Here is an 18,689-nt window from a genome sequence, read left to right as displayed (position 1 = left end):
ATGGTAGCAGCGGCGAGCCTGCTCGGGACGGTCGCGCTGACCGGCTGTGCCAAGGCCAGCCACGACGGCGCGTCCTCCGACGGAGGTCCGTCGCAGATCACCATGTGGACCCACTCGGCGGGCAACCCCGGCGAGCTGGCCGTCTACAAGAAGATCATCGACGACTTCAACGGCTCGCAGAACACGTACAAGGTCGTCCAGCAGAACTTCCCGCAGGGCTCGTACAACGACGCGGTCACCGCGGCCGCCGCGGCCCGGAAGCTGCCCTGCCTGCTGGACATGGACGGCCCGATCATGCCGAACTGGGCCTGGGCCGGCTACCTCCAGCCGCTCGACCTGCCGAGCAGCCTCACCGGTTCGCTGCTGCCCACCGCCGTCGGCACCTACAAGGGCAAGGTGTACTCGGCGGGCTACTGGGACGCGGCGCTGTCGATCTTCGCTCGGAAGTCGGTGCTGGAGAAGAACGGCGTCCGCATTCCCACCGTCGAACAGCCGTGGACCCTGGCCGAGTTCGACGCCGCGATCGGCAAGCTGAAGAGCGCCGGCTACCAGACCCCGCTCGACCTCGGCGCGGCCGACAAGGGCGAGTGGTGGAGCTACGCGTATTCGCCGATGCTGCAGAGCGCCGGCGGCGACGAGCTCGACCGCACCGGCCTGAAGTCCGCCGAGGGCGCGCTCAACGGACCGGACGCGGTCGCGTTCTTCAGCTGGTTCCAGAAGGCGTTCAAGAACGGCTGGGCGAACAGCAACGGCCCGGTCGGCAACCAGAACTTCATCGACGACAAGGTGGCGCTCAGCTACACCGGCGTGTGGAACGCCAAGGACGCGCTGGACAAGGTCGGCTCCGACCTGCTGATCCTCCCGCCGGTGGACTTCGGCAGGGGACCGAAGATCGGCGGCGGCTCCTGGCAGTGGGGCATCTCGGCCGGCTGCGGGAAGGACCAGTCCGAAGGCGCCCGCGCGTACCTGAAGTTCAGCTTCCAGGACAAGTACCTCACCGAGTTCGCGGACAGCCAGGTGGTCATCCCCGCCACCGCCGGCGCCACCGCCGCCTCCAAGTACTTCGGCCAGGACGGTGCGCTGCGCCGGTTCGCCGTCCTGTCGCAGAAGTTCGCCCTGGCCCGGCCCGCCACCCCCGGCTACCCGGTGGTCTCCACCAGCTTCGAGAAGGCCGCCAAGGACATCATGAACGGCGCCGACGTCAAGCCGGCCCTGGACGCCGCCGTGAAGGCGATCGACAGCGACATCAAGTCGAACAACGGCTACGGCAACTGACGCAGCGGCGAGCGGTGGCCGGGCGGCGTTCGCGCCGACCGGCCGCCGGAAAGGCGTGACCCATGACGGCGACCTTCCGCCGCAACCACTCCCGGCGCGGGACCTCCCGCCGCAGCGAGGCCAGGGCGGGCCTGGCGATGGCCTCGCCCGCGGTGATCCTGCTGCTGGCCTTCCTGATCGTGCCGGTGCTGCTCGGCTTCGCCCTGTCCTTCACCAACGCGCGGCTGGTCTCGCCCGAGCCGCTGCGCTTCGTCGGACTCGACAACTTCGTCCGCGCCTTCACCGTCGACCCGACGTTCTTCCGCTCGGCGGTCAACACCTTCGTCTTCGCGGCCGTGGTCGTCCCGGTGCAGGCCGGATTCGGGCTGTTCCTGGCGCTGCTGGTCAACCAGAAGATCCGCGGCGTCACCGCGTTCCGGGTGATCTTCTTCATCCCGGTCGTGACCTCGATCGTCGTGGTCTCGATCCTGTGGAAGTTCATGTACCAGCCGGACGGCCTGGTGAACTCCTTCATCAACTCGATCACCTTCGGCGCCTGGCAGGGCACCGCCTGGCTGAACAACCCCAGCACCGCACTGTTCGCCGTCATCGTGCTGTCGGTCTGGCAGGCCGTCGGGTTCCACATGCTGATCTGGCTGTCCGGCCTGCAGACCATCCCGGAGGAGCTCTACGAGGCCGCCCGGATGGACGGCGCGGGCGCCTGGCGGCAGTTCAAGGACGTGACCTGGCCGTGCCTGCGCCCGACCAGGATCTTCGTCCTGATCACCATCTCCATCGCCGCGCTCGGCCTGTTCGTGCAGATCGACGTCATGACCCAGGGCGGCCCGATCGACTCCACCTCCACGCTGGTCTACCACGCGGTGCTCACCGGCTACCGCCAGCAGCAGATCGGGTACGGCTCCGCGCTGTCGCTGGTCTTCTTCGTGATCGTGCTCGTCATCGCGCTGATCCAGCGTCACCTCACCCGCGACAAGGACTGACCCATGGCCGAGAACGTACGCGCGCCGCGGGCGCGCACCGACGTGAGCGAGCGACAGCTGCGCCGGCGCCGCCGGGTGTGGACCTACCTGGTCCTGGTCGGTCTCGCGGTGTTCTTCCTGTTCCCGCTGGTGTTCATGTTCGTCTCCAGCCTCAAGCCGGACGGGCAGCTGCTCTCCGACATCGGCGGCTGGCGGGCCTTCCTCCCGGTCGGCGACATCAGCCTGCACAACTACGGCGCCGTCTTCGACCGGGTGCCGGTCGGCCGGTTCCTGCTGAACTCGCTGCTCGTGACGGTGGCGATCGTCGGCCTCGGACTGGTCGTCAACTCGATGGCCGGCTTCGCCCTGTCCCGGCTGCGCTGGCGCGGGCGGGGCCTGGTCCTGAGCGTCGTCATCGCCACCCTGATCGTCCCGTTCGAGACGATCGCGGTGCCCCTGGTGTACTGGGTCGCGCACCTGCCGATCCTGTTCCTCCAGGACGGCGCCGTGGTGTGGGACATCGGCTGGCTCAACAGCTACCAGGTGCAGATCATCCCGTTCGTCGCCAACGCCTTCTCCGTCTTCCTGTTCAGCCAGTACTTCTCCACCATCCCGACCTCGCTCGACGAGGCCGCCAGGATCGACGGCGCCGGCTGGTTCACCATCTACCGCAGGATCGTGGTGCCGCTCTCCGGTCCGGCGTTCGCCACGGTGGCGATCCTGACCTTCCTGCCCGCCTGGAACCAGTACCTGTGGCCCACCATGGTGGTCCAGGACGAGAAGCTCCGGCCCGTCATGGTCGGCATGCAGTACTTCTTCCAGGACAACCCGGCCTGGGGCGAGGTCATGGCGTACACGTCGATGATCACGCTGCCGGTGCTGGTGGTCTTCCTCGCCTTCCAGCGCGCCTTCGTCAGCAGCGTCGCCGCGAGCGGCGTCAAGGGCTGACCCCTCCTCCTCCGCGTGACGACCCCGCCGCCGTCCCCGCCGCGGCCGACGGGTCCCCCACGCCTGCCTCCGAAAGGCCCGCATGTTCACGCTGCCCGACTCCTGGGTCTGGGACTTCTGGTTCGCCGACGACGGCGAGCGCCACCACCTGTTCTTCCTGTACGCCTCGCGCGCCCTGCACGACCCCGAGGCCCGGCACTACCGCGCGTCCATCGGCCACGCCGTCTCCACCGACCTGCGGAACTGGACCCGGGTCCCCGACGCCCTGGTCCGCGCCGACGCCCCCGCCTTCGACGACCTCGCCACCTGGACCGGCTCGGTGGTCCGGCACCCCGACGGCACCTGGTTCCTCTTCTACACCGGCTCCACCCGCGCCGCCGACGGCAAGAACGTCCAGCGGATCGGGTACGCCACCTCCACCGACCTGACCACCTGGCACAAGGCCGGCGCCAACCCGGTGCTGAGCGCCGACGCCACCTGGTACGAGACCCTCGACGCCGGCCAGTGGCACGACGAGGCGTTCCGCGACCCGTGGGTGTTCCCCGACCCGGACGGCGACGGCTGGCACATGCTGATCACCGCCCGGGCCACCACCGGACCGGCCTTCGAACGCGGCGTGGTCGGCCACGCCGTCTCCGCCGACCTGCGGCACTGGGAGCTGCGCCCGCCGCTGTCCGCGCCCGCCGTGCACGGCTTCGGCCAACTGGAGGTCCTCCAGAGCGAGATCGTCGACGGCGAGCCCCTGCTGCTGTTCTCCTGCCTCGCCGAGCACGCCTCCGAGGCCCGCCGCGCCACCGGCACCCGCGGCGGCATCTGGGCCGCTCCCGCCGGGAGCCTGCTCGGCCCGTTCGACATCGGCGCCGCCCGGCAGGTCACCGACGACCGCTACTACAGCGGCAAGCTGGTCCGCCGCCGCGACGGGTCCTGGGTCCTGATGGGCTTTCACCACATCGGCCCCGACGGTGGTTTCGCCGGCGGCGTCAGCGACCCGATGCCGGTGTCCTGGGACGGACGCCGACTGACCGTCGCGGGCCTGCCCGACCCCGCCGGGCGCGAGCTCACCCGGGCCGCCCCGGCCTGCTGAGCCGAACTCCCCCCACCCACCCGAAAGTCCAGGAGTCGAGCATGACCCCACGCTCCTCGCTCCACCGGCTGCGGCTCGGCCTCGCCGCGCTGTTCGGCCTCGTGCTGACCGCCGCCGCCGTCATCGCCCCGGGGCCGGCCGCCCCGACCGCGGCCCGGGCGGCGGACAGCCGCCGGTCCGTCTACCACTTCACCGTGCCCGACCACTGGAAGAACGACCCGCAGCGGCCGCTCTGGTTCGACGGCGCGTTCCACTCCTACTACCTCTACAACGCCGACTACGGGCAGGCCGTCGGCACCGCCTGGCGGCAGGCCACCAGCACCGACAACGTGGCCTTCCACGACCAGGGCGTCGCCGCGCCGAAGCAGACCAACGCCAACTACGACCTGTGGTCCGGCTCCGCCGTGGTCGACACCGACGACACCGCCGGGTTCGGCGCCGGCGCCGTGGTCATGATGGTCACGCAGATGGACCACCCCACCCCCGCCCAGATCGCCGACGCCTCCGGCCCGCAGGCCCAGTTCCTCTGGTACTCCACCGACCGCGGACGCAACTTCCGCCCCTACGGCGACACCCCCGTGCTCCCCAACGGCGGCCGCAAGGACTTCCGCGACCCCAAGCTGGTCTGGGACGCCGACCGGCACCGCTGGGTCGCGCTGCTCGCCGAGGGCACGAAGATCAGCTTCTGGACCTCGCCCGACCTGAAGAACTGGACCTGGGCCTCCGACTCCGCCCACACCGGCCTGGGCACCCTCGAATGCCCCGACCTGTTCCGGCTCCGCGCCGACGACGGCACCCTGCACTGGGTGATGGGCGCCAGCGCCAACGGCTACCTCACCGGCGCCCCCAACACCTACGCCTACTGGACCGGCAGCTTCGACGGCACCTCCTTCACCCCCGACACCGCCGCCCCGCAGTGGCTCGACCACGGCTTCGACTGGTACGCCGGCGTCACCTGGGAGGATCCCGCCGCCCCGCTCGACCACCGGTACGCCACCGCCTGGCTGAACAACTGGACCTACCCGTACACCACCCCGACCTGGGCCTCCGACGGCTTCAACGGCACCGACGCGATCACCCGGCAGCTCTCCCTCAAGCACTACGCCGACGGCTACGCCCTGGCCTCCCGCCCCGCGCCCGGCCTCGACCAGCACGCCGCGCGGACCACCGACCTGGGCACCGTGCAGGTGAACGGGCTCACCACGCTGCCCTACCGGGGCACCGCGTACCGCCTGGACGCCGACGTCAGCTGGAACGTCCTGGACAACCTCGGCGTCCAACTGCGGGTCTCCGCGGACGGCACCCGGCACGCCGACGCCGGGATCTACCACGACGTCAGCTACCTGAACCGCGGTCAGACCGGCAACCCCTCCCCGGACGGCTCGCACCTGGAGTCGCACGCCCCCTGGGATCCGGCCCGGACCAGCGCCCACCTGACGGTCCTGGTCGACCGCACCAGCGTCGAGTACTTCGTCGACGACGGCCGCCACGTCCACTCCGACGAGGTCTTCGCCGACCCCGCCGACGACGGGCTCAAGCTGTTCACCAGCGGCGGCGCCGCCACCTTCGCCCACCTCACCGTCACCGAGTACACCGACCTCGCCCAGCGGCCCGCCCGGCTGCTCGCCGACTTCGAGGGCGGCGCCTACGCTCCCGGCTGGGTCGCCACCGGCGACCTCGCCGGCACCGCCCCGACGGTCGAACAGCTCCCCGGTTCCGTCGGAGCCGCCGTCCTCGACACCTTCGCCGGCCGCGACACCGCCACCGGCACCCTCACCTCACCCGCCTTCACCCTCGACCGCAGCACCCTGCACCTGCTCGTCGCCGGCGGCAACCACCCGCTCGGCTCGCCCGGCGCGACCAGCGTCAACCTGCTGGTCGACGGCCGACCCGTACGCACCGCCACCGGTGGCGACAGCGGCAGCCTCCGCCCCGTCGACTGGGACCTGACCGACCTCCAGGGCCGCAGCGCCCAACTCCAGATCCTCGACGACGCCACCGGCGCCTGGGGGCACCTGATGGTCGATCAGGTCGTTCTCAGCGACTGACACCCGAAGGCGGCGCGCCCGGGCCCCTGGCGCGCCGCCCGCACCCGACCCCGGACACAGGAGCAGCCGAGCACCATGGCAGAGCCCACCACCGCAGACGTCGACTTCCTCGTCATCGGCGAGTGCGTCGCCGACATCGTCCGCACCCCCGGCCGTCCCGACCACCCGCACCCCGGCGGCAGCCCCGCCAACGTCGCCTACGGGCTCGCCCGGCTCGGCCGTCGCACCGCCCTGCTCACCCAACTCGGCGACGACCGGTACGGCGAGCTGATCCGCGCCCACCTGGCGGGTGGCGGCGTCACGGTCCTGACGGACGGTCAGCCGGTCGCCACCCCCACCGCCCTGGTCACCCTCGACCCGGCGGGACGGGCCGCGTACGAGTTCGCCATCGACTGGAGCCTCGCACCGACCGCGGTGCCCCGCGCCCGGCACGTCCACCTCGGCTCCCTCGCCTCCGTGCAGGAGCCCGGTGCGGCGGTCGCCCGGCGGCTGCTCCGCGAGGCCAGGACCGGGGGCGCCACCGTCTCCTACGACCCCAACGTCCGACCCGCGTTGTTCGGCGACCACCGCTCGGGAGTCGCGGCCGTCGAGCACTGCGTGGGCCTCAGCGACCTGGTCAAGGCCAGCGACGAGGACCTCGCCTGGCTCTACCCCGGCGTTCCGGTCCGCGACAGCGCCGCCCGCTGGCTCACCCTCGGCCCCGCCGTCGTCATCGTCACCCAGGGCGGCGAAGGGGCCTTCGCCCTCACCGCCGACGGCGAGACCCGTACCGACGCCCCGCCGACCACCGTCGTCGACACCGTCGGGGCCGGCGACTCCTTCATGTCCGCCGTCCTGGCCGCCCTCGACCTCCCCCGCCCGGCCCCGGACGCGCTGGCCGCCGCGCTGCGGACCGCCGCCACCGCCGCCGCGATCACCGTCTCCCGGGCCGGAGCCACCCCGCCCACCGCCGCCGAACTCGCCGCGGGCGCGGGCGAGGCCGGAGGAATGTGAAGGAACGGCGCGTATTTTTACCTGGTGATGGACTGGGCTTGGTTCTTCCTTAAGGTGTTCCCATCTGTCATTCGAGGCCCAGGGGGAGCGCGCAGCACATGGGGGACTATTTCCGGGTCGAGGTGAGCGAGCTCGATCGGCTGCTGCGGCAGTTGAAGGAGAGTCGGCAGGAGATGCGCGAGGCGCTGAGCGCCATGCGGGACACCGGGCCGAAGACGACGGGGAGCAAGGCGCTGGACCGGGCCTGTGACGACTTCGACGACAGCTGGCAGGACGCGATCACCAGGATCGCGCAGGGCGTCGAGGCGATCGAGGGCAAGTTGCGGGAGACCAGCCGGAACTACGCGGAGACGGACGAGGCGATCCGGGCCGCGTTCGCCAAGGGGGCGGCGTGAGCGGGAGGGCCGACTTTCCGGCGCTGGGGTTCGATCCGGCGCCCGGGAACCCGGAGAACGTGGACGGGCTGGTCGCCAAGCTGAACCGGGCGGCGGGGGCGATGGAGAGTGCCCACCGGACGCTGGTGGCGGTCGGGCGCGGGGGCAGCATCTGGGAGGGCGACGCGGCGAAGGGCTTCGCGGGGAAGGTCGGCGAGCTGCCGACGTACCTGAGCGACAGCGTCGACGCGATGAAGACGGCGTCGACGCAACTGGGCAACTGGCGCACGCAGCTGACCTCGTACCAGGACGTCGCCCGCCGCTACGAGCAGCAGGCGGCGGACGCCAAGCGGCGGAAGGAGGCCGCGCAGGACCAGTGGGGGCAGGCCGCCAACCGGTACCAGAGCGCGTCGGAGAATCCGGCGTTCGCGCTCGCCGGGAAGTCCTTCGGCGACGACGCGTCGCTCGCCGACGCGCAGCGCAGGATCAACGTCGCGGCGGCCGAACTTCGCACGGCAGAGAGCGAGTTGGACACCGCCCGGCGCGACCTGGAGTCGATCCAGGACGAGCTGGAGGCGATCGTCAAGCAGGCGAGGGAACTGCTGGAGCACCACCACGACGATGCCGACCGGACCGCGAAGGCGCTGCGCAGGGCCAACCAGAACGCGCCCGAGATCGGCATGTGGGAGAAGATCGGCAACGGCTTCAAGGGCATCGGCAACAAGATCAAGGACTGGGCGACCAGGAACGCCGGCCTGCTGAAGAAGATCGGCGACATCGCGGGCGGCGTCTCCGCGGTGCTCGGCATCGCCGCGCTGGCCACCATGTGGTGCCCGCCGCTGTCGGCCGCGCTCGGGGTGGCCTCGGCGGGTGCCTCGGCGGTCGCGCTGGGCTCGCACGGGCTGGCCAAGCTCGGTGGGGCGGACGTGAGTTGGTCGACGATCGCGCTGGACGGGGTGGGCGTGGTCCCGTTCGTCGGGGCGGTCGGCAAGGCCGGCAAGGGCGCGGTGATGGGGGTCAAGGCCATCGCCAAGGGCGAGGGGGCGATCGCCGCCGGGTCCAAGCTGGCCGAGGCGGGCCGCTCGATCGTCAACACGCACATGGCGGGCGGCCTGCTGCACAGCAAGGTGCTGACGCCGGTGTTCACCAAGACCCCGCTGAAGAACCTGCCCGGCATCGCCTCGATCGGTGAGGCGGGGCAGAAGGTGTTCTCGCTGCCGGCCACCTCGTGGTGGTCGCGCGGCACCCAGATCGGCATGAAGACGGGCGGCCTGATCTGGAACGCGCCCAACCTCTACCACCAGGTGACGGGATCGTGACGGCGGATCAGATCGAACGGACGGACGCTCCCGGGGACGACATCCGGTGGGAGGTCCCGGTGCAGTTCCACTCCCTGGGCGTCGAGCTCTCCGAGGAGCAGCGCGAGGCGCACCTGGGCGAGGTCGCGGCGGAGGTGTGGTCCGGCGGCACCGAGTTCCAGCGGAGCACCGTCGCGTCCTGGTACCGGGAGATCGCCGCGTCGGCCGCGGAGGACGGGGCGGTCTACTCGGGTTTCCTGCTCGGCGGCACCGAGGACGACCGGGTCACGATCGCGACGCTGGTCATCCAGGCCGACGAGGCCGACACCTCGGACGCCGAGGTGGCCGCCGCGGCGCTGCACGACCTGCTCTCGCTCGACCCGGCGGACGAGGTGTTCCGGGCCCAGGCGCCGGTCGGGCCGGTGGTGGTGACGGTCTCCGGTTCGCTGGTCGAACTCCCCGACGAGGGCGAGGGCGCGACCACGCTGGAGCTGGCGCAGGCCTGCGCGTACGTGCCGGTGCCCGGGGCGGACACGCTGGTGACGATGACGCTCAGCACCCCGTCGCTGGTCGACTTCCCCGAGTACGTGGCGATGCTGGCCGGCATCGTCGACACCGTGGTGTACGACCGGCCCGGGGTTCCCGGGGAGGTGGCGCCGGTGGTGCCGGGGCAGGCCGCGGCGAACATCACGGAGGCGTTCGGATGACCACTCGTCACACCCCCGCGCCGCCCGGCGTGGAGACCGGCCCGCTGCCCGCGCGTTCCGAGGTGGGCCTGGCGCTGCAGTTCTGGCTGCAGTGGATCTGGCTGCTGCCGCGGGTGGTCTACGACGTCCTGGACAACGGCGGCGACCCCGACGAGGGCACCGCCGAGCCCGGCCCGTCCAAGCTCGTCCTCACCTCCGCCCGCTACCGGCTGGAGCGCCGCGGCACCCCGCAGGACTGGTCCGACTTCGCCGACCGGGCGATCGCGCGCGGCATCGAACGCGGCCTGCGGATCGCCGACGAACGGCGGGACTGGAACGACAGCGGCAAGTACCGCTACCAGTGGAAGGACACCGCCGCCCACACCTTCGTCCGCAAGCGCTACTACCGCGGCATCGGCCTCGCGGGCGTCGCCGCCCTGGCGGCCCGCCGCGGCTGGGAGGTCGACTGGGAGCGGTCGCGGGACGGGGACGTGGCGCACCTGGTGCTGCGGCGGGAGCAGGGCTGACGGGGCGTCAGCGTTTGAGGTAGGCGAGGACGGCGAGGACGCGGCGGTTGGCGTCGGGGGTGGCGTCCAGGTGGAGTTTGCCGAAGATCGCGGCGGTGTGCTTGGCGACGGCGCTCTCGCCGATGTGCAGGGTGGCCATGATGGCGGCGTTGGAGCGGCCCTCGGCCATCAGGCGCAGGACGTCGAGTTCGCGGGGCGTGAGGTCGGCGGTGGTGCCGCGGGCGGTGGAGCGGGCGAGCAGTCTGGCGATCACCTGGGGGTCCATGACGGTGCCGCCGGACGCGACGGTGCGGACGGCGTCGACGAACTGGTCGGTGCGGGTGACCCGGTCCTTGAGCAGGTAGCCGACCGCGCCGTGGCCGTCGGCCAGCAGTTCCTGGGCGTACAGCTGCTCGACGTACTGGGAGAGCACCAGGACCGGCAGGGCGGGGCGTTCGGCGCGGGCGGTGAGCGCGGCGCGCAGCCCTTCGTCGGAGTGGGTCGGGGGCAGGCGGATGTCCACCACGGCGACGTCGGGGCGCAGCTCGCGCAGGGCGCGGAGCAGGGCGGGCCCGTTGTCGACCGCCGCGGCGACCTCGAAGTCGTGCTCCTGGAGGGTGCGGGTCAGGCCGTCGCGGAGGAGGAAGAGGTCTTCGGCGAGGACGACGCGCACGGCAGCTCCAGGGTGGCGGTGGTGGGCCCGCCCGGCGGGCTGTGCAGGGTGAGGGTCCCGTCGAAGGCGGCCAGCCGGCGGGTGATGCCGCGCAGGCCGGTGCCGCGCGCGGGGTCGGCTCCGCCGCGGCCGTCGTCGGTGACGGTGATCCGCAGCAGCCCGTCCCGGCGGCGCAGCCGGATGCGGACCTCGCGGGCGTGGGCGTGCTTGCCCGCGTTGGCGAGCAGTTCGGCGACCGCGAAGTACCCCGCGCCCTCGACCGCGGCCGGCAGCCGCCCGGGCAGCTCGGCGTCGACGTGGACGTCCAGGAAGGAGTCCAGGGCGAGCGAGCGGACGGCGTCGGGCAGGCCGCGGTCGGCGAGGACCGGCGGGAGGATGCCGTGCACCAGTTCGCGCAGGTCCTGCAGGGCCCGCGCCGAGCTGGCCCGGACCTCGCCGAGCAGCCGGCGGGCGGCCGCCGGGTCGTCGTCCAGCAGCCGCTCCGCCTGATCGAGGGTCAGGCCGAGCGAGACGAGCCGGGCCTGGGCGCCGTCGTGCAGGTCGCGTTCGATCCGGCGGAGCTCGGCGGCCTGGGAGTCCAGCGCGTCGGCGCGACGGTCCGTCAGCTCGTCGATGCGGCGGGTGAGGTGGGCGGTGGTCCGGGGTCCGGCGAGGGCGCGGGCGGTCCAGGCCGCGTGCCGGTCCAGGACGGCCGGGGCGAGGCGGACGGCGGCCGCCAGGAAGACGGCGCCGAGCAGTGCGGCGGCCAGGGCGGTGGCGGGGGAGTGCACGGGGACGAAGGCGTACCAGTTGCCGTCGCCGAACCGCCGCCACAGGAACGGCTGCACCAGGGCGCCGAACAGCCCGTACTCGGCGAACGCCGGCGGGAGGGCGACCAGCAGGCCGCCGGTCCACGGGGCGAGGCAGGCCCAGAGCAGTTCGCGGCGCAGGGCGTCGTCGCCCAGCAGCGCGGCGGTGCGGTGGTAGGCGTTGCCGGTGTCCGGGAGCGGTGCGGGCGCGAGGGCGGCGACGCCGGTGCGGGCTGCGGCCCGGCGACGGGCACGGTCGGCGGTCGCGCGGAGGCCGCGGGCCGCGGGCGGGAGGAGGAGGAATCCCAGGCCGACGGGGAGCAGCAGCAGCGCCCCGGTGACGGCGAGGGCGCGGAGTGCGGCGGCGAGGGCGGCGAGCCAGTGGAGTTGGCAGCGCGCGAGGGCGGCGGGGCCGCGGCCGAGCGATCGTCGGATGGTCTGGCGATCCGTCATGTCAGCGCGATGCTATCCGGCGGAGCCGGGCGGGCAGTGGGCGGTGCGGGAGTGGACTGCGGTGCGGGCACGGCGGGCCTTTCGGAGGGTCGCTGCGGGTGACGGCCTGCAGTGTGACGTCAGGTCAGGGCGGGGCGGGCCGCGCGGGGCCGGAGGGCCCAGGGCAGGGCGGTGGCGGTGGCGGCGAGGGCGAACAGGAGCATCGGGAGGGTGTCGCCGGTCTCCTCGTCCAGGACGAGCAGCATGCCGAGGTTGACCAGGGCGTGGAAGCCGCCGGAGAGCAGGAGGCGGTTGGCGGGGAGGCGTTCCTGGGCGAGCCCGAGGACGACCGACATGGCGACGGTGGCGATGAGGAAGCCGGCCGCGTAGGGCGCCGACCGGGCGAAGACCTGGACGTGCCAGCAGCCCCACAGCAGGCCGACCGTGATCGAGGAGGCGAGCGGGCCGAAACGGGTGCGCAGCAGGGGCTGGAGGAAGCAGCGCCAGCCGAGCTCCTCGCCGCAGGCGCCGAGGAGTTGGGCCGCGGCGACGACGGCGAACGGGGCGGGGAGGGTGGCCGGGTCGGTGAACGGGAGGTGCCCGCGGAGCAGCAGGTGCGCGAGGGCGGCGAGGGCCACCAGCAGCGGGCCGCTGAACAGGAGCGCCGGGGCGGCGGAGCCCTGGCCCGGGCCGGGCAGCGCGCCGGCCAGCCGGTGCCGGATCCGGGCGGGCCGGCCGAGCGCGACCGCGGCGACGCCCAACGTCGGTCCGAACTGGGTGAGTTGCAGCACGTCCGTGGGGAGGCCGGTGGCGGGCTGCAGCGCGCCGAGGGCGCCCGCCGCGGGGAAGGCCACGGCGAGGAACACCGCGGCCTCGGCGAGCCACGGGCGCGCGGGGGTGGGGCGAACGGCGGTTCGCCGGAAGGAGGGCTTGGGCACGACTGGGCCTCGTTCGGTAGTGGAGGGGTTCCGTCCCCGACGACGATTCCGTGCCGCGCCGCCCGTGCCATTGCGTCCAGCTACCCGCTGGGGGTGCAGCCAGCTGTACCCCCGTCACCCATGACATCCGTCATGCCGGTTGGTGGAGCGCCGGCACTGACCCCGCCTCCGGTCCGCCCGGCAGAGTGGGACACGTCGCAGGGAGCGGCAGCAGGGACACGGGGAGCAGACATCATGGCCATCGGCATCGCCACCGCACCGCAGCAGCGCAACGCCCGCACCGACGCGCTGCGTCCGCTGCTGCTGGACGTCGCGCTCCCGGTCGGCGTGTACTACGGGGCGCATGCCGGGCTCGGACTCGGCACCGTCGCCGCGCTGGCGCTCAGCTCGGCGGTGCCCGCGGTCCGCACGGTCGGGGAGCTGCTGCGCGGGCGGTCCGCGAGCCCGCTGGCGGCGCTGATGCTGGTGGTCAACCTCGCCGCGATCGCGCTCTCCTTCCTGAGCGGCGACCCGCGGCTGATGCTCGCCAAGGACGGCGCGGTCAGCAGCGTCGTCGGCGCGTCGATGATCGTCACCGCGCTGCTCGGCCGGCCGCTGATGACCGCCGCACTGAAGCCCTTCGTGGTCAAGGGCGACGCCGCCCGGGAGGCCGCCTGGGAACGGGTGTCCGGGACCGTCGCCTTCCGCCGCGGCGCCCGCGCCTTCTCGCTGGCCTGGGGCGTCCCGCTGGTGCTGGAGTGCGCGGCCCGGGTGGTCGGCGCCTACACGCTGCCGGTCGACACCATGGTCTGGCTCGGCACCGTCCTGCTGCTGGGCGCGCTCGGCGTCGGCGTGCTGGCGGGCGGCGCCCCGGCGAACCGGATCGCCGCACTGGTCGGCGCAGAGGTGAAGGCGGACGCGGTGCGAAACGCCCGGTAGTTCGCTCGAACGGGTGGAGTTCGGCATTCGCACGGCCCAGCGGGGTAGCGGTGACGGCGGGCCCTTGGGCTCGTTAGGCACAGCGCCGATTCACGTCGACTAAGGGGCGGGGACCCAGTGGCTCAGCCGTTCGAACTTCCGGACTTCTACGTGCCGTATCCGGCGCGGATCAACCCGCACTACGAGGAGGCCCGGGTCCACACCAAGGAGTGGGCACGGGGGTTCGGGATGCTGGAGGGCTCCGGGGTCTGGGAGGAGCACGACCTCGACTCGCACGACTACGCGCTGCTCTGCTCGTACACCCACCCCGACTGCGACGCCGAGGCGCTGTCGCTGGTCACCGACTGGTACACCTGGGTCTTCTTCTTCGACGACCACTTCCTGGAGATCTTCAAGCGGACGCTGGACCGCGAGGGCGGCAAGGCCTACCTGGACCGGTTGCCCGCGTTCATGCCGATGGACCTGGCGGACGGCTTCCCGGAGGCCACCAACCCGGTCGAGGCGGGGCTCGCCGACCTGTGGCAGCGCACCGTCCCGCACATGTCCGCCCACTGGCGGGCGCGGTTCGCCGAGTCCACCCGCAACCTGCTGAACGAGTCGCTCTGGGAGCTCTCCAACATCGACGAGGGCCGGGTCGCCAACCCGGTGGAGTACATCGAGATGCGGCGCAAGGTCGGCGGCGCGCCGTGGTCCGCCGGGCTGGTCGAGTACGCCGCGCAGGCCGAGGTGCCGGAGGCGGTCGCCCACTCCCGTCCGCTGCGGGTGCTGCGGGACGCCTTCTCGGACGGCGTGCACCTGCGCAACGACCTGTTCTCGTACGAGCGGGAGATCGGCGAGGAGGGCGAACTCTCCAACGGCGTGCTGGTGTTGGAGACCTTCCTGGGCTGCTCGACGCAGCAGGCCGCGGACGCCGTCAACGACCTGCTCACCTCCCGGCTGCAGCAGTTCGAGAACACCGCGCTCACCGAACTCGCCCCGCTCTTCGCCGAACACGCCCTGGACCCCGGGGAGATCACCCGGGTCCTGGCGTACGTGAAGGGACTGCAGGACTGGCAGTCCGGCGGCCACGAGTGGCACATGCGCTCCAGCCGCTACATGAACGGCGGCGGCGCCGGCGCCCCCGCGCTCGGCCCCAGGGGGCTCGGCACCTCCGCCGCCAACCTGCGCCTGGCCGCGGGCCTGCGCGGTCTGCGGAGCTTCACCCACACCCCGCGCCGCACCGGCCCCTCCGTGCTGCCTGAGCTGCCGATGCCGTACCCCACCCGGCTCAGCCCGCACCTGGACGCCGCCCGCGAGTACGTCGTCGGCTGGGCGCGGGAGACCGGACTGCTGGAGCCGGAGCCCGGCGTACCGGCCACCGACCTGTGGAGCGAGGCCAAGCTCCGCGACTACGACTTCGCGCTGTGCGCGGCCGGCATCGACCCCGACGCCACCCCCGCCGAACTCGACCTCAGCTCCGCCTGGTTGACCTGGGGCACCTACGCGGACGACTACTACCCCGCGGTGTACGGCCGGGGCCGCGACCTGCTCGGCGCGAAGCTCGCCAACGAGCGGCTGCACGAGCTGATGACCCTGGACGGCAGCCTGCCGTTCGCCCCGCGCAACGCGCTGGAGCGCGGGCTCGCCGAGCTGTGGGCGCGGACCGTCGCGCCGTTCGGCCCGCCCGCGCGGGAGAGCTTCCGCCGGGCGGTCGGCGACATGATCGACAGCTGGCTGTGGGAGCTCGCCAACCAGGCGCAGAACCGTATCCCCGACCCGGTCGACTACATCGAGATGCGACGCGCCACCTTCGGCTCCGACCTGACGATGAGTCTGGCCCGGCTGGCGCGCGGCTCGGTGATCCCGGAGGAGGTCTACCGGAGCGGCACCGTGCGGGCGATCGAGAGCTCGGCGGCGGACTACGGCAGCCTGGTCAACGACCTGCACTCGTACCAGAAGGAGATCGAGTACGAGGGGGAGTTCCACAACCTGGTGCGGGTGGTGGAGTCCTTCTTCACCTGCGACTACGCGGTCGCGGTCGACATCGTGGCGGACCTGGTCGCCTCCCGGATGAGCCAGTTCCGGCACCTGGTGGCGGGTGAACTCCCGCTGGTGAAGCAGGACTTCGGGCTGGAGGGGGAGGCCGCGGCGGCCCTCGACGGGTACGTGGAGGAGCTGCAGGACTGGATGGCCGCGGTGCTGAACTGGCACCAGCGGACGCGGCGGTACACGGAGGACGTGCTGAAGCGGCACTTCGCGCCGTCCACGGCGGTGCCGGAGGTGCGGGAGGCCGTGCTGTTCGGCGGGCCGGTGGGGTTGGGGACGTCCGCGGTGCGGATCCTGGCGGAGCTGAGGGGGTAGCCGCCCGGGGAACCCCGCGCCCGGTCGGGGCGCGGGGTTCCTGTTACTACTGCCAGGAGTTCTGCGGTTGGGTGGGCTGGGACTGCTGGGGGATCGGGGCGTGCGGCGGGCGCCGGCGGCCGCGGGGGTGGCGGGTGAGGGAGTAGCCGGCGACGCCGGCGAGGGCGGCGAGGATGCCGCCGGCGGCGGTCCACCACCAACGGGTGTTCCAGCCGGAGAAGAGGTCGGAGTACCAGTGGGTGACGGCGGCGACCGGGGCCGCCGCGTGGGTGGCGGAGGCGGTGGGCGTCGGGGTGGCGGCCGCGGCGCTCGCGGTGGAGCCGGGGTTGACCGGCGGGACCAGCGGGGCCTTGAGCGCGCCGCCCTCGGGCTGGGCGTCGTCCGCGCCGCCCTTGGTGGCGACGTGCAGGTGGACCTGGGCGGCGAGGCCGAGGTCCTGCTGCTGGACGTCGGAGGCGGAGAGCCGGACGTAGTAGGTGCCGGGCAGCGGGTCGCCGTCCCAGGGCTCGGCCCAGGAGCGGATCTGCCGCAGGGTGCAGCTCATCGACAGGGTGCCGGCGGTCTGCTCGGCGGTGCCGCTCTGCGGTCCGGCGGTGCAGGACTGGCGGCGGCGCAGGCCGTCGAAGAGCTCGACGGTCCAGGTCTGCGGGCCGTGCCGGTCCGCCGCGTCCGGCAGGGTGACCTTGACCTGGACGGTCGGGGTCTGGCCCTCGGAGGCGGGGAACGCCCAGTACAGGTAGTCGCCGGTGGAGACCGGGACGTCCGCGTCCTGTCCGGCGGCCAGCGTGGTCGCGGTCAGGAAGCTGGTGCCGACCGAGTTCACCACCGGCTTGCCGGACGAGGAACTGGAGGCGGACGGCGCCGAGGAGCCCGCGCCCGCGGCGGACGCGGCGGCGGACGGGGAACCCGCGGCGGGCGCGGAGGCCGACGGCGAGGGTGTGGCGGAGGGGGAGGCGGCCGAGGCCGCAGGGGCGGTCAGGGCCAGCAGCGCCGCAGCGGCGGTCGCGGGGAGCAGAAGCTTTCGCATGGTCAGTTCTCCCGCCAGACGGCGATCCGCCAGCGTGCCAGCCAGCCGAAGATCAGACCGGTGAGCAGGCCGGCCAGGGTGAGGACGCCGAGCAGGATCCAGCCACGGCCGAGGCCCATCGCGGGGCCGTCGGGCGCGGGGGAGGCGGCGACGACGTCGACGGTCAGCTCCAGCGGCAGACCGGGGTCGGCCTGGACGCCGGCCTGCGAGGCGAAGGAGTTGCTGACGACCAGGCAGACCGTCTGCGTGTCGGTGGAGTTGGCGCCGGCCGAGGCGGAGGCGGAGGGCGAGGCGGAACCGCCGTCGGGCGCGGACCAGCGGACGCCGGTGGAGGCGACGTCGGTGCGGCCGCTGCCGGCGTCGGTGCCGCGCACGAGTTCCTGCCCGCGCTGGTCGGTGGCCTGCAGCAGGACGCCGTAGTCACGGGCGACCGCACGGTCGGGGGTGACGCTGACCGAGGCGCGCAGCTCCTGGCCGGCCTTGACCGGGACCCGGTAGACGCGGTGCTCGGAGAACTTCTCACGGTCGGTGTAGACGCCCGGGGCGAGCACCGGCGCGGTGGCGCACTGGTCGGTGCCGGCGGCCTTGGCGGGGGTCACGGTGTGGGTGTCCTGGGCGCGGGTGACCAGCTGCTTGACGCGCTGGGTCAGCTGCTCCTGGGTGCGGACGTCGGTGAAGGTGCCGCCGGTCGCGTTGGCGATGCACAGCAGCTGCTGGCGGGTCTTGTCGTCGTGCGCCAGGCCCAGCGTGTCGACCACCAGGTGGATGCCCTGGCTGGCGAGTTCGCGGGCCACGTCGCACGGGTCGGGCGGGGCGCAGGTGTCCTCGCCGTCGGTGATCAGCACGATCCGGCGGGTGGTCGGGCCGGTGCCGAGGTCCTGGGCGGCGGCGCGCAGCGCCACGCCGATCGGGGTCCAGCCGGTGGGCCGCAGGGTGGCGACCGCGGTCTTCGCCTCGACCTTGTCGGTCTTGCCGACCGGGAAGAGCTGCTTGGTGTCCTTGCAGCCCTCCTTCTGGTCGTTGCCGGGGTAGGTCGCGCCGAGGGTGCGGATGCCGAACTCGGTCTCGCTGGGCAGCGCGTCGATGACCTCGTCGATCGACTGCTGGGCGACCGCCATCCGGCTCTTGCCCTGGATGTCGGCGGTCCGCATCGATCCCGACCCGTCGAGGACCAGGTTGACCTTGGGTGCTTCGGTGGGAGCGGGCGGCGCCCCGGGCTCGTCGGCGTGCGCGGGGAGGGTGCCGAGCACGGTACCGGCGACTATCGCCAGCGCTCCCAGCAGGGCGGCCCCGCGAGCCGGCCGTGGTGTTCTGGTGGTGGTGATCACCGACGCATCCTAGGGACCGTCCGGTCGGTTCACCCAACGCGGGTGGCGCGAGCCGGGGTTGGCGTGCATAGCAT

The 18,689-nt window shown here is 73.0% G+C and carries 17 protein-coding genes; 12 read left to right on the top strand and 5 right to left on the bottom strand.

Annotated features, from left to right (window positions below; translation table 11 throughout):
- From AB0K51_RS08685 to AB0K51_RS08640, 10 genes are all read left to right on the top strand, one after another.
- Complete coding sequence (locus tag AB0K51_RS08685) at positions 1-1,275, top strand: extracellular solute-binding protein (protein WP_363452042.1); 1,275 nt, start codon at positions 1-3, stop codon at positions 1,273-1,275.
- Positions 1,276-1,337: 62 nt separating this feature from the next.
- Entirely contained in the window at positions 1,338-2,255 is a 918-nt protein-coding gene (locus AB0K51_RS08680) for a sugar ABC transporter permease (protein WP_363452040.1), read from the top strand.
- Between the two features lie 3 nt (positions 2,256-2,258).
- Complete coding sequence (locus tag AB0K51_RS08675; RefSeq protein WP_363452038.1) at positions 2,259-3,182, top strand: carbohydrate ABC transporter permease; 924 nt, start codon at positions 2,259-2,261, stop codon at positions 3,180-3,182.
- A gap of 82 nt (positions 3,183-3,264) precedes the next feature.
- Entirely contained in the window at positions 3,265-4,266 is a 1,002-nt protein-coding gene (locus tag AB0K51_RS08670) for a glycosyl hydrolase family 32 (protein WP_363452036.1), read from the top strand.
- 41 nt (positions 4,267-4,307) lie between these two features.
- Entirely contained in the window at positions 4,308-6,314 is a 2,007-nt protein-coding gene (locus AB0K51_RS08665) for a glycoside hydrolase family 32 protein (protein WP_363452034.1), read from the top strand.
- A 75-nt stretch (positions 6,315-6,389) separates the two neighbouring features.
- Positions 6,390-7,307 carry a carbohydrate kinase gene (locus tag AB0K51_RS08660; RefSeq protein WP_363452032.1) on the top strand — a complete coding sequence of 306 codons (918 nt, stop codon included), beginning with the start codon at positions 6,390-6,392 and terminating at the stop codon, positions 7,305-7,307.
- Between the two features lie 98 nt (positions 7,308-7,405).
- Positions 7,406-7,702: a type VII secretion target gene (locus AB0K51_RS08655; RefSeq protein WP_363452030.1), complete on the top strand. Its 297-nt coding sequence runs from the start codon at positions 7,406-7,408 to the stop codon at positions 7,700-7,702.
- On the top strand, positions 7,699-9,000 hold the full coding sequence (locus AB0K51_RS08650) for a putative T7SS-secreted protein (RefSeq protein WP_363452028.1): 1,302 nt from the start codon (positions 7,699-7,701) through the stop codon (positions 8,998-9,000). Before AB0K51_RS08655 ends, AB0K51_RS08650 begins: the two co-directional genes overlap by 4 nt.
- Complete coding sequence (locus tag AB0K51_RS08645) at positions 8,997-9,686, top strand: hypothetical protein (RefSeq protein WP_363452026.1); 690 nt, start codon at positions 8,997-8,999, stop codon at positions 9,684-9,686. The genes AB0K51_RS08650 and AB0K51_RS08645 overlap by 4 nt, the downstream gene beginning before the upstream one ends.
- Positions 9,683-10,192, top strand: a complete 510-nt coding sequence (locus AB0K51_RS08640) for a hypothetical protein (RefSeq protein ID WP_363452024.1) — start codon at positions 9,683-9,685, stop codon at positions 10,190-10,192. The genes AB0K51_RS08645 and AB0K51_RS08640 overlap by 4 nt, the downstream gene beginning before the upstream one ends.
- Before the next feature lie 7 nt (positions 10,193-10,199).
- Here AB0K51_RS08640 and AB0K51_RS08635 read toward each other — a convergent pair whose 3' ends face one another.
- The 3 genes from AB0K51_RS08635 to AB0K51_RS08625 form a co-directional block, all read right to left on the bottom strand.
- Positions 10,200-10,844, bottom strand: a complete 645-nt coding sequence (locus AB0K51_RS08635) for a response regulator transcription factor (protein ID WP_363452022.1) — start codon at positions 10,842-10,844, stop codon at positions 10,200-10,202.
- Positions 10,796-12,085, bottom strand: a complete 1,290-nt coding sequence (locus AB0K51_RS08630; protein ID WP_363452019.1) for a histidine kinase — start codon at positions 12,083-12,085, stop codon at positions 10,796-10,798. Before AB0K51_RS08630 ends, AB0K51_RS08635 begins: the two co-directional genes overlap by 49 nt.
- Before the next feature lie 119 nt (positions 12,086-12,204).
- Positions 12,205-13,002 (bottom strand): CPBP family intramembrane glutamic endopeptidase, encoded by a 798-nt coding sequence (locus AB0K51_RS08625; protein WP_363452017.1) that lies wholly within the window; start codon positions 13,000-13,002, stop codon positions 12,205-12,207.
- 234 nt (positions 13,003-13,236) lie between these two features.
- Between AB0K51_RS08625 and AB0K51_RS08620 the strand changes: the two genes are divergently transcribed.
- Together AB0K51_RS08620 and AB0K51_RS08615 are read left to right on the top strand one after the other, a co-directional pair.
- Positions 13,237-13,920 carry a VC0807 family protein gene (locus AB0K51_RS08620; protein ID WP_363452015.1) on the top strand — a complete coding sequence of 228 codons (684 nt, stop codon included), beginning with the start codon at positions 13,237-13,239 and terminating at the stop codon, positions 13,918-13,920.
- Between the two features lie 117 nt (positions 13,921-14,037).
- Positions 14,038-16,260: a terpene synthase family protein gene (locus AB0K51_RS08615; RefSeq protein ID WP_363452013.1), complete on the top strand. Its 2,223-nt coding sequence runs from the start codon at positions 14,038-14,040 to the stop codon at positions 16,258-16,260.
- Positions 16,261-16,306: 46 nt separating this feature from the next.
- Here the strand turns inward: AB0K51_RS08615 and AB0K51_RS08610 are convergent, their stop codons facing one another.
- Both AB0K51_RS08610 and AB0K51_RS08605 read right to left on the bottom strand, forming a co-directional pair.
- Positions 16,307-17,287 carry a peptidase gene (locus AB0K51_RS08610; protein WP_363452011.1) on the bottom strand — a complete coding sequence of 327 codons (981 nt, stop codon included), beginning with the start codon at positions 17,285-17,287 and terminating at the stop codon, positions 16,307-16,309.
- 2 nt (positions 17,288-17,289) lie between these two features.
- A complete protein-coding gene (locus AB0K51_RS08605; protein ID WP_363452009.1) occupies positions 17,290-18,615 on the bottom strand; it encodes a VWA domain-containing protein in 1,326 nt (441 codons plus the stop codon).
- Positions 18,616-18,689 lie beyond the last annotated feature (74 nt).

It is taken from the genome of Kitasatospora sp. NPDC049285, from assembly GCF_040678815.1.
Classification (GTDB): Bacteria; Actinomycetota; Actinomycetes; order Streptomycetales; family Streptomycetaceae; genus Kitasatospora.
This window is presented reverse-complemented; position numbering and strand designations above follow the sequence as displayed.

Coding starts and splice junctions, on each gene's coding strand:
- AB0K51_RS08630 (WP_363452019.1), bottom strand. CDS start 12,085: ATGACGGATCGCCAGACCATCCGACGATCGCTCGGCCGCGGCCCCGCC.
- AB0K51_RS08675 (WP_363452038.1), top strand. CDS start 2,259: ATGGCCGAGAACGTACGCGCGCCGCGGGCGCGCACCGACGTGAGCGAG.
- AB0K51_RS08640 (WP_363452024.1), top strand. CDS start 9,683: ATGACCACTCGTCACACCCCCGCGCCGCCCGGCGTGGAGACCGGCCCG.
- AB0K51_RS08680 (WP_363452040.1), top strand. CDS start 1,338: ATGACGGCGACCTTCCGCCGCAACCACTCCCGGCGCGGGACCTCCCGC.
- AB0K51_RS08660 (WP_363452032.1), top strand. CDS start 6,390: ATGGCAGAGCCCACCACCGCAGACGTCGACTTCCTCGTCATCGGCGAG.
- AB0K51_RS08665 (WP_363452034.1), top strand. CDS start 4,308: ATGACCCCACGCTCCTCGCTCCACCGGCTGCGGCTCGGCCTCGCCGCG.
- AB0K51_RS08655 (WP_363452030.1), top strand. CDS start 7,406: ATGGGGGACTATTTCCGGGTCGAGGTGAGCGAGCTCGATCGGCTGCTG.
- AB0K51_RS08610 (WP_363452011.1), bottom strand. CDS start 17,287: ATGCGAAAGCTTCTGCTCCCCGCGACCGCCGCTGCGGCGCTGCTGGCC.
- AB0K51_RS08620 (WP_363452015.1), top strand. CDS start 13,237: ATGGCCATCGGCATCGCCACCGCACCGCAGCAGCGCAACGCCCGCACC.
- AB0K51_RS08670 (WP_363452036.1), top strand. CDS start 3,265: ATGTTCACGCTGCCCGACTCCTGGGTCTGGGACTTCTGGTTCGCCGAC.
- AB0K51_RS08685 (WP_363452042.1), top strand. CDS start 1: ATGGTAGCAGCGGCGAGCCTGCTCGGGACGGTCGCGCTGACCGGCTGT.